This window comes from Flavobacterium sp. K77 (genome assembly GCF_021608205.1).
GTDB lineage: Bacteria > Bacteroidota > Bacteroidia > Flavobacteriales > Flavobacteriaceae > Flavobacterium > Flavobacterium turcicum.
In genome coordinates this window covers 85,000-99,904 of record NZ_JAKIHO010000007.1, presented here as the reverse complement: position 1 = coordinate 99,904, position 14,905 = coordinate 85,000, and the positions used below count along the sequence as shown (strand labels likewise).

The 14,905-nt window shown below is 34.6% G+C and carries 10 protein-coding genes; 6 read left to right on the top strand and 4 right to left on the bottom strand.

The window, feature by feature from the left end; genetic code table 11:
- Window positions 1-27: 27 nt before the first annotated feature.
- The 4 genes from hpt (at window position 28) to obgE (ending at window position 3,551) form a co-directional block, all read left to right on the top strand.
- Complete coding sequence (gene hpt, locus L1S34_RS12795; RefSeq protein WP_166138070.1) at window positions 28-558, top strand: hypoxanthine phosphoribosyltransferase; 531 nt, start codon at window positions 28-30, stop codon at window positions 556-558.
- 12 nt (window positions 559-570) lie between these two features.
- Complete coding sequence (locus tag L1S34_RS12790; RefSeq protein WP_236364325.1) at window positions 571-1,143, top strand: adenylate kinase; 573 nt, start codon at window positions 571-573, stop codon at window positions 1,141-1,143.
- 99 nt (window positions 1,144-1,242) lie between these two features.
- A complete protein-coding gene (locus L1S34_RS12785) occupies window positions 1,243-2,466 on the top strand; it encodes a hemolysin family protein (RefSeq protein WP_236364324.1) in 1,224 nt (407 codons plus the stop codon).
- Between the two features lie 83 nt (window positions 2,467-2,549).
- Window positions 2,550-3,551 (top strand): GTPase ObgE, encoded by a 1,002-nt coding sequence (gene obgE, locus L1S34_RS12780; RefSeq protein WP_236364323.1) that lies wholly within the window; start codon window positions 2,550-2,552, stop codon window positions 3,549-3,551.
- An 82-nt stretch (window positions 3,552-3,633) separates the two neighbouring features.
- Here the strand turns inward: obgE and L1S34_RS12775 are convergent, their stop codons facing one another.
- The 4 genes from L1S34_RS12775 to L1S34_RS12760 form a co-directional block, all read right to left on the bottom strand.
- Window positions 3,634-4,623: a glycosyltransferase family protein gene (locus L1S34_RS12775; protein ID WP_236364322.1), complete on the bottom strand. Its 990-nt coding sequence runs from the start codon at window positions 4,621-4,623 to the stop codon at window positions 3,634-3,636.
- Window positions 4,624-4,667: 44 nt separating this feature from the next.
- Window positions 4,668-5,483 carry a UDP-2,3-diacylglucosamine diphosphatase gene (locus L1S34_RS12770; protein WP_236364321.1) on the bottom strand — a complete coding sequence of 272 codons (816 nt, stop codon included), beginning with the start codon at window positions 5,481-5,483 and terminating at the stop codon, window positions 4,668-4,670.
- Between the two features lie 184 nt (window positions 5,484-5,667).
- Complete coding sequence (locus L1S34_RS12765; RefSeq protein WP_236364320.1) at window positions 5,668-11,922, bottom strand: alpha-2-macroglobulin family protein; 6,255 nt, start codon at window positions 11,920-11,922, stop codon at window positions 5,668-5,670.
- 180 nt (window positions 11,923-12,102) lie between these two features.
- Window positions 12,103-12,564, bottom strand: coding sequence for an Mpo1 family 2-hydroxy fatty acid dioxygenase (locus tag L1S34_RS12760; protein ID WP_236364319.1), 462 nt, complete (start codon window positions 12,562-12,564; stop codon window positions 12,103-12,105).
- A gap of 235 nt (window positions 12,565-12,799) precedes the next feature.
- Here L1S34_RS12760 and L1S34_RS12755 point away from each other — a divergent pair, with 235 nt between their 5' ends.
- Both L1S34_RS12755 and L1S34_RS12750 read left to right on the top strand, forming a co-directional pair.
- A complete protein-coding gene (locus L1S34_RS12755) occupies window positions 12,800-13,498 on the top strand; it encodes a tetratricopeptide repeat protein (protein WP_236364318.1) in 699 nt (232 codons plus the stop codon).
- Between the two features lie 42 nt (window positions 13,499-13,540).
- Window positions 13,541-14,896, top strand: coding sequence for a UDP-N-acetylmuramate--L-alanine ligase (locus L1S34_RS12750; RefSeq protein WP_236364317.1), 1,356 nt, complete (start codon window positions 13,541-13,543; stop codon window positions 14,894-14,896).
- The last annotated feature ends 9 nt before the right edge of the window (window positions 14,897-14,905 follow it).

The following is a 14,905-nucleotide window of genomic DNA, read 5'->3' as shown; positions in this document are numbered from 1 at the left end:
TTGCCCATTATTTTAAACTTAAAAATAATGATACAACTTCACGATAAACAATTTGTTCCGTTCATTTCGGCTACAGAAATAGAGTTTGCTATTGCTAAAATGGTGTCGCAAGTAGAGGCAGATTTTGCTGATGAAACACCCGTTTTTGTTGGAGTATTAAATGGTGCTTTCATGGTAGTTGCTGATTTTATGAAGCAGTATAAAAAACCATGCGAAGTGTCGTTTATCAAAATGGCATCTTACGAAGGAACAACTTCTACTAACGAGGTAAAACAATTAATAGGCGTTAATCAAGATTTGACAGGCCGCAGTGTTATTGTTATTGAAGACATTGTTGATACCGGTAACACCTTAGTAGAATTGAAAGAATTGTTTAAAAAACAAAATGTGAAGCATTTTAAAATCGCAACACTTTTTTTTAAACCTGAGGCCTACAAAAAAGATATCAAGATTGATTACGTAGGTATTCGTATCCCAAACAAATTTATTGTAGGGTACGGTTTAGATTATGATGGATTAGGCAGGAATTTACCTGAAGTTTATAAATTAAAAGAATAACGAAACAACAACATGACGAACATAGTTTTATTTGGAAAACCGGGTGCAGGTAAAGGAACTCAAGCTGAGTTTTTGAAAGAAAAATATAAATTAACTCACATCTCTACTGGCGATGTGTTTCGTTTCAACTTAAAAAATGATACCGAATTAGGCAAACAAGCCCGCGTATTCATGGATGCTGGAGATTTAGTACCAGACGAATTGACAACCAAAATGTTAATTGATGAGGTAAACAAGCACCCAGATACGAATGGCGTTTTGTTTGACGGTTATCCAAGAACAATTGCTCAAGCAGAGGCTTTGGATACTTTTTTAGAATCAATTGGATCAAAAGTTGCGGCTACAATTGCACTTGAGGCTGATGACGAAGTTTTGGTACAACGCCTACTTGAACGCGGAAAAACAAGCGGACGTGTAGACGACCAAGATGAGGAAAAAATCAGAAATCGTTACCAAGAATACAACGAAAAAACAGCTCCTTTAATGGACTACTACGATGCACAAAACAAGTTTTATGCAGTAAACGGAATAGGCTCTATTGCCGAAATTACGGAGCGCGTAAGTGCCGTAATTGACCAATTGTAATTTGATTGCTTTGGCACAACACACTATATCAACGAATTTATATCTACTTTGGAAATACTCATAATATTTTTGCTAATCCTTCTTAACGGTGTTTTCTCTATGTCGGAGATCGCTTTGATTTCGGCTCGAAAAAACCGCCTTGAAACCGCTGCAAAAAAAGGGAATAAAAGCGCTAAAATCGCACTTGATTTAGCCAACTCTCCCAATAAATTTTTATCGGCAGTGCAAATTGGAATTACCCTTATCGGAATTCTTACGGGTATCTATAGTGGTGATAAAATTACACAAGATGTTGAACTATTTGTGAGTGGTTTTGATTTGCTTAAACCTTATGCTCAGCCAGTTGCTGTGGGTGTTGTGGTAGTGATTTTAACGTTTTTCTCTTTGGTTTTAGGAGAGTTGTTGCCAAAACGAATCGGACTTAATCATCCCGAATCTATCGCCAAAGCAGTGGCCTTACCAATGAAAATTGTTTCGATTGTAACGGCTCCGTTTATTTGGTTGCTTACCACGTCGACAGATTTTTTATTGAATCTGTTGCAAATAAAACCAACAGCAGATGGTAAAGTAACCGAAGAAGAAATAAAAGCTATCATTAAAGAAGGTACTGAAGGGGGCGAAGTTCAAGAAATTGAACAAGATATTGTAGAGCGTGTTTTTCATATTGGTGATCGTAAAATCAATTCGTTAATGACGCATCGCAAGTCGGTTGTTTTTCTTCCACTTCATGCCGATAAAGAAAAGGTTAGAGAGTTCATGTTGAAAGAATTACACTCTATCTACCCAGTTTTTAATGACAATTATGATGATATTGTAGGGGTTGTGAGTTTGAAAAACATCTTTTCGAACTTCGAAAATGATAATTTTAATTTAGCAAATATCATGACCGAAGCTCCATTTATGATGGAACAAACTACGGCCTACGTAGCGCTAGAAAATTTCAAAAAATCAGGAATCCACTACGCTTTTGTTTCTGATGAATATGGAGTTTTTCAAGGAATCATAACTTTGAATGACATCTTGGAAGCGCTAGTGGGCGATGCAGCCGATTTTTATAAGGATGATTTTCAATTGATAGAGAGAGAAGATGGCAGTTGGTTAGTTGACGGTCATTACTCACTACATGATTTTTTAACTTATTTTGAATTGGATGAACTCATTAACGATTACGAAGTAACTACGGTAAGTGGTTTGATTATGACCGAGTTGTCTCATATTCCGAAACAAGGAGAGAAATTGATTTGGCAAAAATTTGAGTTAGAAGTCATCGATATGGATGGTGTTAAGATTGATAAAGTAATGGTAAAATCCATTAATGTTTAAGAATAAATTGAGTTAAATAGCAAGGTAAATTGCTTGTAAAAAGCAAAATACTAAAGGAATATTTAACGGTAAAAAAAAAGAAAATGACAGAAGGAAATTTTGTAGACTACGTAAAAATATATGTTTCATCCGGTAAAGGTGGTAAAGGATCTACGCACTTGCACCGCGAGAAATTTATTCAATACGGTGGTCCTGATGGAGGTGATGGAGGTCGTGGAGGACATGTGTATATAGTAGGAAACAAAGGATTGTGGACTTTATTTCACCTGAAATTTGCCCGACACATTAAAGCTGGAAATGGCGGAGATGGTAGTGGCGACAGAAGTACGGGTGCTGATGGAGAAGATAAATACCTCGAAGTGCCTTTGGGGACGGTAGTAAAAGACAAAGAAACAGGTGAGATTTTATTTGAAATAACCGAAGATGGTGAAAAACGAATATTGTCTCGCGGTGGAAAAGGTGGTTTAGGAAACTGGCATTTTAGAAGTTCAACCAATCAAACACCACGATATGCGCAGCCAGGTTTACCAGGCGTAGAGATGGATGTTATTTTAGAATTGAAAGTTTTAGCTGATGTTGGTTTAGTAGGTTTTCCTAATGCAGGTAAATCAACATTGTTATCTGTTTTGACTTCGGCTAAGCCAAAAATTGCTGATTATCCTTTTACAACTTTGAAACCCAATTTAGGTATTGTAGCTTACAGAGATTTTCAATCATTTGTAATTGCTGATATTCCGGGAATTATTGAAGGTGCTGCCGAAGGCAAAGGATTGGGGCATTATTTTTTACGTCATATTGAACGCAACTCGACATTATTGTTTTTGGTACCAGTTGATACCCCTGATATTAAAGGCGAATACGATATTTTGGTAAACGAATTGACCAAATACAATCCGGAAATGCTAGACAAAGAACGTTTGTTAGTAATTTCTAAGTGCGATATGCTAGATGATGAATTGAGGGCAGAATTAAAAACAGAGTTAGACTCTTCTTTTAAAGATATTCCGTATATGTTTATTTCGTCTGTAGCACAGCAAGGACTTACCGAACTAAAAGATAAATTATGGAAAATGCTTAATGATTAAGGTATTTTTTATTTCTATTCAAAAAGGATTTCAGTACTGAAATCCTTTTTTTGTTTAACATTGTTTTGTTCTATTAATATTGTTAGTCGTGGTAAGTGTCAAATAAATACTGAAGTGTATCAGGAATAGAATTGGCTGGCATAGCAGGATATATTGTCGAGGCGTTCAGCCAATTTTCGATTGTGATTTCAAAATCTTTTCCAACATCGTAGCGCACAGGTACGCCCAATTGTTGCAAAGCCGTAGCATTGCACTCTTGCTCGTAATGGTTGCGAATGGGTATGCTAAGTATCTTTTTACCCAAATGCAAAGCTTCAGCGGGAGTTTCAAAACCACCACCAGTAATGATTCCGTGGCAATGAATAAGACTGTGGTTGAATAGTTGTTGATTGACTGGGAAATAGGTAATATTCCCGAGTGTATAGGCTTCTTTAATATCTCCTAGAAACCAATGAAAATGTACTGTAGGCATTTTATTAAAGGCTTTCTCTAAACATTCTTTGTCAAATGAAGGAAGATAAACCGTAATATGTTCTTGGTCTTTTGGTTCTGCATTTACAATTTCATCTTTGATGATTGGCGGATGTATGAACGAATCGTACTTTTCAAAATGCAAACCAATATGCTTAGGCGATGGTGCGTAGTGTTTTAAAATCAGTTCTCCCATGACACTTTTTTTTTCAGGTCGTGGGGTTTTGTCAGATACAAAACTAGCTTGGTGTCCAAATTGTACCGAATGAACTTTTTGAATTTTACAGGCCAAAGCGGTAACAGAATCAAAATCGTTGATCACTACATCGTAATTTTTTAAAGGTAAACTACTAGCGTCTTTATAAATTTGTAAGGGTCTAAAATTTTTAGCAATGTTCCAGTAATGAAGTCCTCCGCAAGTGCTATAATGCAAACTACATCCTTTACTTCTAAACGCCACAGGCAAATTAATATCGAGGCTTGCATTGTTTCCGCTTAAAAAAAAATCTACTTCGCCAAACTTTTTTAAGTACGGATACAGTTGTGTTGCTCTGCTAATGTGGCCGTTTCCTGTGGCCTGTATGGCATAAAATATTTTCATAAATAAGGAGTTTATTTAATCGTCTCACGAATTGTTATGACTTGTTACGCTAAAATTTTAGAGACAATATCAGTTGTGACTTGATTTTCTTGTAAATCATCGATCATAAAATCTGTTTTTCGATAGTGGTAAATGCGCCATTTTTCTTTTCGATATTCTAATGCAGTCAAATTTTCAACCCAATCGCCACTATTCAAATACAGCACTTGTCCGTTCTCATTTTTGACGATCTTTTTTTTTGGCATGTGAATGTGGCCACATACTACATAACTGTATTTTTTTTCAATTGCGATTTCTGCTGCGGTAGTTTCAAAATTGGACACAAAAGCCACTGCTTTTTTGACACTATTTTTTATCGTTTTTGAGAAGCTTCGTTTCTCTTTACCCATCGATACCAAAATCCAATTGATAAAACTGTTAATTAGAATCAGCAAGTCGTAGCCTTTGCCACCGAGTTTTGCTACTATTTTGGCATAGCCTTGCGTTGAAGAGTCAAATACATCGCCGTGAAAAATCCACGCTTTTTGTCCGTCAAGGTCTAAAACAAGTTTGTCAACCAATTCTAAATTTCCAAGTATAAAATCAGAATATTTTCGGAGTGCTTCGTCATGGTTGCCGGTAATGTAGATTACGCGGGTGCCCATATTCGACATTTTAATAATGTAACGCAGCACTTCCATGTGTGCAGCCGGAAAGTAACTTTTGCTAAAGCTCCACATGTCTATAATGTCGCCATTCAAAACTAAAATTTTAGGCTTGATCGATTTTAAATAATGGAGTAGTTCTTTGGCGTGGCAGCCGTACGTACCAAGGTGAACATCACTGATAACAACTAAAGGTATTTTTCGCTTTCTTTTCATAAAAAGTTTTTACGAATGTACTCTTACAATGTTATGTCAATGTTGGTTTAGCGTTATGATTTAGAATTGTAACTGTTTTTGAGTTTGTTAGAAGTTTTTTAATGGAGTTGCTCCTTTAAATGGGATGAAAAAAATCCGTTTCCTGCACGAGAAAACGGATTTTTTAAAAGGAAATTATTTTTGATTATTCTTTAACGGTAACTCTAATTCCTTTGGTATGGCTAGAATATTCTGGGGCGTACATACTTTGAATGGTCGAAATTCCATTCGAAAAATCGCCTTTGTTGTTCACGCGAACTGTGTACTCCAAAACATATGTTCCTTTTTCAATCTTATCAAAAAAGAAATGGGTTGCCGCATCTTTGGTACTTTGATAAAATCCTAATCCACCTTTGTATTGGTAAGTTGAAAGCACATCGGTAGGCTCAAAACAAGACGCTCGCATGTCTTTTAAATGTACAAATTCCATAAGCTCTTTTGCATTTATCACCAATCGAACGGTAACCAAATCACCAATTTGTAGCGGATTTGCAGCAATGATTTTGTTTAATTGTTTGCCATTTGCCGTATCCTTGTTGAGATATAATTCTTTTAATACAGTGAGGTTTTGATTATCGCTGCTTTTAATTTGATCTAAATCTTCAAAATATTGCCAATAAATTCCGCCATAACCTGGAACATTTGATTTGTTTTGAATGCTGATATTAGCTATTTCTTTTTTGATTTCAGCTGCTTTCCAAGTGAGTTTGAGGTATCCTGTTTCAGCTTCTTTCTCTGTTTCGGAGCGTTTTTTGGTCAGTATTTTTTCGTCTCCAATCTTAATGACGGTATTGTCTTTGACACTCAGCCAATCAGTGCCTTGCATGAGTAATGCATAGATGGCTTCAGTAGTTGATTTTGTGGTTGGCCAATTTTTTGTTTGTTTATTTTTGAGCAACCAAACTTTCATGTTATCAACGGATTTTTTATCGTTTGTCACCTCTGTGAAAGCTTCAATGAGCAAAGCTTGTGTTTCAATAGGAGCTTGATACCAATACCAACCTGATTTGTTGGCAATCCAGTACATACCCCAGTCTTCATTATTAGAGGCTGTTTCCTTTAAACTTTCGACTATCTTTTTGGCACTTTCTTGTTCGCCAAAACGATTTAAGGTAAGTGCAGCTAAACCTTTTTCATACAAAGAATAAGTCAGCCATTCTTTTTTAACAGCATCAAGATATTTGTTGATGGTTTTGTTCAGCGCATCCGAAGTTGGATTTGTTTTGAGGAAAAAACTTCGGCTGTACAAATAGTGTAATTCGGTATACGGGTTGCGCCAAATCAAAGTGGAATTATTAGCAGTGCTACTATTATGGCTTTGCAAAAACTGCTGGTCTAAGTACGGTACCGCTGTCTTTGTAATGGTGCTGATACTTGCAGTAGTTTTTTCGTCAGAACTTAATTTTTGTAAATGACCTAAACCAGCTACAATATGTCTGGTAATGTATTCGTTGGCATCGCTGCCATCAAACCAAGCAAATCCACCTGATGATTTTTGTTTTTGTTTTAGTTGGTCAAATGTAGCTTCTTGCGATGCTTTCATTTTTTCTAAATCAAAAAGAGTGGCTAGTCTTTGCTTTTTTTCTTCTTCGGAAGTAGCATCACGGAGCCAAAGTGTTTCAGCCAACATAATGGATTTGTGAGTTTCATTAGTTTCTAAGGGACTGTTTTTAGTTCCTTTTTGACGCCAATTATCAAAAACTTGCGCAATTTTTGGGTTGCTGTTGATAATGTTCGTTGCTAGTGCGTTAGCATAAAAACGAGCGAAGGTTTGTTCAGCACATTCGTGTTCGTACTCCATTAAATAAGGCAATGATTGTATGGCAAGCCAAGTAGGATTTGAAGTATATTCAAAGGTGAATTGATGGTTTTTTAAAGTAGATGAAGAGTTGTTTTTTAAGTTCGTAAAGGTATATTCTTTCTTAGAATTATCTCTCACCCAAACCGGAATACTTTCTGTGACAAGCATGTTGTTTGTTAGAACGGGTATAATGTTTTCCTCGCCATCTGAAAAATCTCCTGCTTTAGCCAAAATTTTATACTGTACACCTTGCAAACCTTCTGGAATGTAGATTTTCCAGCTTACCGTGGTATTACCAAAGGGAGCAATTGTAAAGTTTTTGGTCGGTTTACTATTTGCCATTTTTAAATCAATTGGCTGCATATTTGTGGCATCATACAATTGAAAAATTGCAATTCCAACTTTTGGATCTTTTGTGATGTTGGCAATTTTGGCAGTAATGCTGATACTGTCTTTTTCTCTAAAAAAACGAGGTAGGTTAGGGGTTACCATTAACTCTTTTTGAGTAACAACTGTTTTTTCTAAAAAGCCAGAAACGGCTTCTTTATTGTGCGCCATCAAACGAAGTTTCCAAGCCGTTAGGGCTTCAGGTGAAGTAAATGAAAATTGTACTTTGCCCTTGGCATCACTTTGCAAATGCGGATAAAAAAAGGCAGTTTCAGATAAGTTAGTTCTTGCTTTTACTTGAGTTAAAGCTTGCATTGCATTTTTTGTGGTAATTATGATGACTCCGTTTTTGCCCTTGTCGCCGTATAAGGCAGTGGCTTTAGTATCCTTCAGGACTTCAACATTTAGTATGTCAGCTGATGGAATATCCTTAATTTGTTCCATGCTCATAGGTACACCATCAACGATACAAAGCGCATTTAACTGTGCCGAGGTATTAGCCGCTCCACGAATGATGATTTTTTCGGATTTAGTCATTGTCGGCTTGACAAACTGAATTTTGTCTACTTTTGTAGCAGGTGGATATACCACTTCTTGAAGTGCTCCTGCGGTACCCGTGACCCTAGGTTCTACAGTTAGTACTGCATCAGGGTCTCCTTTAATTATTTCACTTCCAAGTTTTTTATCTTTTATTTCATAGTAAGACGGTCCGTTTCCATAAGTTGATTCATTAAAATTAAAGCCAAACCATTTTAGGCGAGTAACTTCATTTAGAAGATTTAAGGGATTGTAATCTAAATTTAAATTCTGAAAATAGATATCCGTATTCTCAAATCCTAAACCTGTTTTGAAGTAGATATTATTTCTACTAAAGTCATTAAAATTTAATGCCTCCCATGGAGCTTTGGTAAACTGGTCTAAAGAGCTGTCATACATTGAAGCCAAAATTTCAGCTTCTTGAAGAGTGTTTGATGATTTGATTTGAAAAGACCAATTTTCATTACTTCCTGGCTCAATTTTATTTCTAAAACTTTCTACTGAAAATTCTATTTTAGGTTCCTCAGACTTTAATTCTACTTCTAGTTGTTCTATAAAATATTGGTTCTCAAATACACTTTGGAAACCAACTTTGAGTGACTTTTCGAAATCCTTTTGAAGAGGAATAGTAACTGTAGCTTGATGGTTTTTTAAAACAATGTTTTGTTCGTAAAAAGTACCGTTTTTATAATTGGCACTTGTAAGAATATGTAATGAGTCAACTACTGAGTGGATCTCAATGGTTGCAAAACCATCGTTTTTTGGGTCTTTGTTGATTTGCTTAATTGTAAATAACTTATTGGGGCTATACTTGTCTTTGCTTTGTATAATTGAGAAATCAGAAATAGTTTCGATAGGGTTTTCAAAACTATCTTTTGCCGAAAATACAACCTTATAGTTTCCAGATTGATAATTAGTTATGAAATCGAGTGCGATATTTTTGTCCTTTTCAGTATCTATTTTTTTTGAAAACAGTAAAATTTCAGTTGGTTTTTTTGATGTTTCAGAATGGTTAATTTCGTAAGGAAATAATTTTTCAAATTCGGAATCCGAAATAGTAGCAATTTCGGGTTTAGTGAAAACTCTAGATTTGAATTTATTTTCAAACGGACTTACATAATACAATTTAATTGCTCCTTTTGTAGCTTTAAATTCTCCATTTAAATTTGTGCTACTCAGGTTGATTTCATTTTTGTTTTTCGTTTCAATCCTGTTTGCTATAAATGCATTCAATACCAAATCATGGTAACCTACTTTAATCGTGGTAACGGCAGTATGTGTTTCTCCATTAATATCAGTAACGCTTGCGTTTATTCTATAATTAAAAACAGGAAGCTGTTCCTTACTCGCATTTTTAGACGGCTTTGCAGTGAAATCAATCACAAATTTGCCTGAAGCATCTGTTTTAGTTTCGCTACTAAATAAAGTTTCTTCTGGCTCATAACTATAATAATTCCTGAAAGAATTCGTGAAGCGAGTTATGGTGTAGGTTACTTTGGCATCCGAAATAGTGCTTCCTGCAAATGCTTTGGCAGTGCCTTTTACTGTAACCTGTTGATTAACTTGAAAGCTTTCTTTTTTAGGTTCGAAAGTAACTTCAAACTTTGGTCGTTTGTATTCTTCTACTCTAAAATAAGTAGATGAGTTTTCTAAAGTAACATTTTCTAACAAAGGTTGTTCATCTCCTGTAATGTCAGAAAACATATTTTTGGTGTAAGCTGCAGGGTGTTTTGCCTGTATTCTAAAACTTCCTGTCAAGCCTGTTTTTGGTAAAATAAATTCACCAGAAAAAGAACCAAACTCATTTGTGGAAACCTCAATATCTTTAAAGTTGTTGTCATTAGAGTCTTGAATGGTAACTAGAAAAGAAGTATTGGGAACAACATTCGATTTGTTATTCTTTTTTTGAATAGCAATTCCTTTGAAATAAACCGTCTGTCCTGGTCTGTAAATAGCCCGGTCCAGGTAAAATTCAACTTTTCTAACAATTTTTTTATCTTCTATTTTTTTATAATCATAACTGTTGTTTAAATATCCCTTTTGGATAAATAGGGTGTCATTTTTGGTTGAGAATTGTATATAACTATTAGCATAATTGTCTTTTTCTTTTGGGTGAAAAGCGAGTCCATTTTTATCTGTTTTTAGGGTTTTATTTAACAATTTGATAGTGACATTTTCTAATGGTGTTCCTGTTTTTCTATCTAAAACTGTGTAATATTCAGTGTTATCTTTTGTATTTGCTAAGACTGAAATATTTGAAACTGTTATGGTTTCAAACCCAAATCCTTTTTTCTCTTTAGAGTTACTATCACTTTCGAAATAGACTAGATAATTACCTGTTTCTAATTGTGGTAAAAGTACCTCGGTGGTGTACTCAAAATAATCTTTTTTGTCAATGAGTTCGTAGCTTTTTGTTATAAAAGGTTTATTATTAGCTACAATGTAGTTTGCCAAACTATCACTTTTTTGGTATTTTTGGTAAAATTCTTCCTTTTTGTTATTACTTATTTTAAAAAAAGAAACCTTTAAATTATTGGTGTTTCTATATCGAATGAATGCTCTTGTGTTTTCTTTATTGTAAATGTTTTGTTGGAGTTCAACTTGAATGGTTTTTGACAGTAGTTTTTCTTTGGCTTGTTGAGCCAGTTTGAAGGTGTTTGAACTATCATTAGTTTTTAAAACGCTTTCTAATTCGGCTAAAGCTTTATTATTATAATCAGGATGTACCTCTTTTGAAGCTAGATTTGCATAAGTTTTGGCTTTTTCTAATTGAATTTTTTGTGATTGAATATTCTCACTTGGTAGTGTTTCAAGGTTAACTAATGCAGTCAGTAAGTTTTCATCAGATTTTACAAGACAGTTAGAACAAAATAGTACACGTTCTAATTTGTTTTCAATAGTTGGTGCATCAGCTTCTAGCTTTTGATACAAGGAAAGCACCTTTTTTAAATTTTCATCTTCGATAAAATTAATGTTTAATTTTAAAAAGGCATCAGTGTTTCCTAATAAATTATTTTTATAAGCTTCAAATTGTTTCGCATCAAACTGCCATTCATATATTTTTGTTTGGTAAAAAGTAATGTTCTCTTTTAGCAGGTACTCAAACAGATTTTCTTTTTTTAATTTCTCTAAATTAAAAAAATTAAAAACCGCTTCATAATTGGTTAGAGGAATTGCTTTTAAAAGGGACTCGTTTTCTAATGTTTTTTCGAATATTTTGTCAATGTCTTCTGAAGTATTGTAATTATTAACTGTTGCACTATCAATTAGATTTACGCTATTTTCATTTTCGACTGAGGATGAATCCACAACGGCTACCCCAAAGTTTTCATATTCTTCGTTATAATCGCTCAAACACTTTGCATAAACTAAATTCAAAATTGCTTTTGTAGGTATGCTGGCGGTCTTAATTTCAGTTTTAAGATTATGAATGATTTGACTTTTTGCATCTTCTTCAAGAACCTGCAGGTATTTTGATTTGTAAAAAAAGCATTTGATAATTTGCTCTTCGTTCTTATTTTGAACTGCTTTTTTATAAATTTTATCAACGAGTACAGAGGCTGATTTAATTTTACCCTGATTTTCGTTTGCAAGAACTTCTTGCCATTTTTTGTCAAATTGTTGCGATTGCATTACTGTGCAGGTTAAAAGCAAGAATAAAAGAATACCTCTCATAAATGAAGTTTTGTTTTAATAAAAAAGTTTTTCTCAAAAAGAATACTATAAAAGTAGTGTATTGTCTTCTTTTTTTGATGTAAGCTCCTAAATAAAAAAGCGATCTCCTTAACTGAATTAAGAAAATCGCTTTTATGAAGTTTTTTAGTTTAAAAAAGGTGACTAGAGTATGGAATTGTACTACTCTCTGGCAAATACCGAATGAATAACCCAAGCTGGTCCAATCAACAAAAATTGTAAATCTTTTATGAAAGAGGGTTTTTTGCCTTCAATTTTGTGCCCGTAAAACTGACCAATCCAACCAACTGAAAAAACAATTACAGAGAAAAATAATAATGGAATAAATTGAGCAGCAATATAATTACCTACTAGGCAAATAGCTGCAAAAAGTAGCATTTTTAATCCCATGCTGAACGATAATCTAAAATAAAAAAGTAATACAAAAACAAGCACTACAAATGCCCAATTAGCAGTGATAGGATGTATAGAAGCCAGTGGAGCAAGTATTTCGTTAGGGAAGGTCATGAATAAACCTACCACCGAAAAGAAAATTACAGGTACACAAATGTAATGGATTTGCTTATTTGTCACATTTTGATGACTTACACTGTATTCCTCGAACCAAGTTTGTAACGATTTCATAAACTGATGTTTTGAGCTAATGTAATAAAAAGTTATTAAAATCATAAAACCACCATTAATTTTTTAAGGCTTCAGACTTTTCAATCTTTAGATTCCAAATATTTGGCAAGAACTTTGCAACCAACGCTTGTAATTCCTTTTTTCAAAGAAGAGGATTTTGAAGCGTCTTGATTTTAAAAAGGGATTGCTTTTTAAATTGTTGCTCTTATTTATTTTAATTACCTATTTTTGAATTATGAAACAATTTCTTTATTTACTTTTATTGCTACCAGCGATGATATGGTCTCAGTCTAATTTTGATAAAGCAGAAAAACTCTTCAAAGAAGGCAAATACAGCCAAGCCGAAGAGGGTTTTTTATCTTGTTTAAAAAACAATCCAAACGATCTAAAAGCAATCGAGTATTTGGGAGATATTGCAGGTCAAAATAAAGAGTGGGATAAAGCAATATCCTACTATAAAAAATTAAAGGTAAGCAAGCCCTCAGAAGCAAACTATTTTTATAAATACGGCGGTGCATTGGGTATGAAAGCAAAAGATGCCAATAAATTTAGGGCGTTAGGAATGATTGATGAGGTAAAAGCTTCATTTGAAAAAGCAATAGCACTCAATCCGAAACACATCGATTCAAGATGGGCTTTGATAGAATTGTACATTCAATTACCCGGAATAGTAGGAGGGAGCGAGTCAAAAGCCATTAAATATTCGAATGAGTTGTTGCGCTTGTCACCTGTAGATGGATATTTGTCGCGCGGGCACATTGAAGAGTATTTTAAGCGCTATAAAAATGCCGAAGTACAATATAAAAAAGCCATACAGGTTGGCGGTTCAAAAACCAGTTATCAAAAATTAGCTAGTTTGTACAAAAACAAAATGCGCGAACCAGAAAAAGCAAAAACTATTTTAGAAACCTATTCGAGCAAACAACAAGATTAAAAAATGCTTGTTTAAGCCAATAATTATAAACTCAATTTCAGAATGCGTACACATTTTATAGCTATCGGAGGCAGTGCCATGCACAATCTTGCTTTAGCCTTACAGAACAAAGGATATCAAGTAACAGGTAGCGACGATGCTATTTTTGAACCTTCAAAATCACGTTTAGAAAAAAAAGGAATTTTGCCTGTTGAATTAGGTTGGTTTCCTGAAAAAATTACACAAGATATTGATGCAGTAATTTTAGGAATGCACGCCAAAGCTGACAATCCTGAGTTGCTGGCAGCACAAGAGCTTGGCTTGAAAATTTACTCTTACCCAGAATTTTTATACGAGCAGTCTAAAAATAAAACGCGTGTCGTAATTGGTGGTTCTCACGGAAAAACAACCATCACATCCATGATTTTGCATGTAATGCACTACCATGATATTGCAGTCGATTATATGGTGGGTGCACAATTAGAAGGTTTTGATACGATGGTACATCTCACCGAAGAAAATGATTTTATCGTACTCGAGGGCGATGAATACTTGTCGTCACCTATTGATCGCCGCCCAAAATTTCATTTATACCAGCCCAATATTGCTTTGATTTCAGGAATTGCTTGGGATCACATCAACGTGTTCCCTACGTATGAAAATTACGTTAATCAATTTGAGATTTTTATCGAAAAAATAACCAATGGAGGTATTTTAGTTTACAATGAAAATGATCCTGAGGTAAAACGAGTAGCTGAAGCGGCAACTAATCCTATCCGTAAAATGGCATACAGCACTCCTGATTACACAGTTTCTGATGGAGTAACTTTACTAGAGACTCCTGATGGAGCGATGCCTATTGCAGTTTTTGGCGCCCATAATTTAAATAATTTAGCAGGAGCCAAATGGATTTGCCAAAACATGGGCGTAGATGAAGCTGATTTCTATGAAGCCATTGCTAGTTTTACAGGAGCCTCTAAACGTTTAGAAAAAATAGCCGAGGGTAAAGGCAAAGTAGCCTATAAAGATTTTGCACATTCGCCAAGTAAAGTGGCCGCAACTACAAAGGCAGTAAAAGAACAATATCCAAACCGAAAACTGGTGGCTTGCTTAGAGTTGCATACCTACAGTAGTTTGAATGCTGAATTTTTAAAAGAATATGAAGGTGCATTAAATTACGCTGATGTTGCAGTAGTTTTTTATTCGCCTGATGCGGTAAAAATTAAGCAGTTAGAAGAGGTAACTTACGAGCAAATTGCTAAGGCTTTCAATCGTGAAGATTTAGTGATTTATACCAATCCACAAGATTTTAAAGACTATTTGTTTAACCTTGATTTAGATAATTCAGCTTTGCTATTAATGAGCTCAGGAAATTATGGCGGATTGAATTTTGATGAGGTAAAACAAATTATCCAATAATTCAAAAAG

Coding starts and splice junctions, on each gene's coding strand:
- hpt (WP_166138070.1), top strand. CDS start 28: ATGATACAACTTCACGATAAACAATTTGTTCCGTTCATTTCGGCTACA.
- L1S34_RS12790 (WP_236364325.1), top strand. CDS start 571: ATGACGAACATAGTTTTATTTGGAAAACCGGGTGCAGGTAAAGGAACT.
- L1S34_RS12785 (WP_236364324.1), top strand. CDS start 1,243: ATGTCGGAGATCGCTTTGATTTCGGCTCGAAAAAACCGCCTTGAAACC.
- obgE (WP_236364323.1), top strand. CDS start 2,550: ATGACAGAAGGAAATTTTGTAGACTACGTAAAAATATATGTTTCATCC.
- L1S34_RS12775 (WP_236364322.1), bottom strand. CDS start 4,623: ATGAAAATATTTTATGCCATACAGGCCACAGGAAACGGCCACATTAGC.
- L1S34_RS12770 (WP_236364321.1), bottom strand. CDS start 5,483: ATGAAAAGAAAGCGAAAAATACCTTTAGTTGTTATCAGTGATGTTCAC.
- L1S34_RS12765 (WP_236364320.1), bottom strand. CDS start 11,922: ATGAGAGGTATTCTTTTATTCTTGCTTTTAACCTGCACAGTAATGCAA.
- L1S34_RS12760 (WP_236364319.1), bottom strand. CDS start 12,564: ATGAAATCGTTACAAACTTGGTTCGAGGAATACAGTGTAAGTCATCAA.
- L1S34_RS12755 (WP_236364318.1), top strand. CDS start 12,800: ATGAAACAATTTCTTTATTTACTTTTATTGCTACCAGCGATGATATGG.
- L1S34_RS12750 (WP_236364317.1), top strand. CDS start 13,541: ATGCGTACACATTTTATAGCTATCGGAGGCAGTGCCATGCACAATCTT.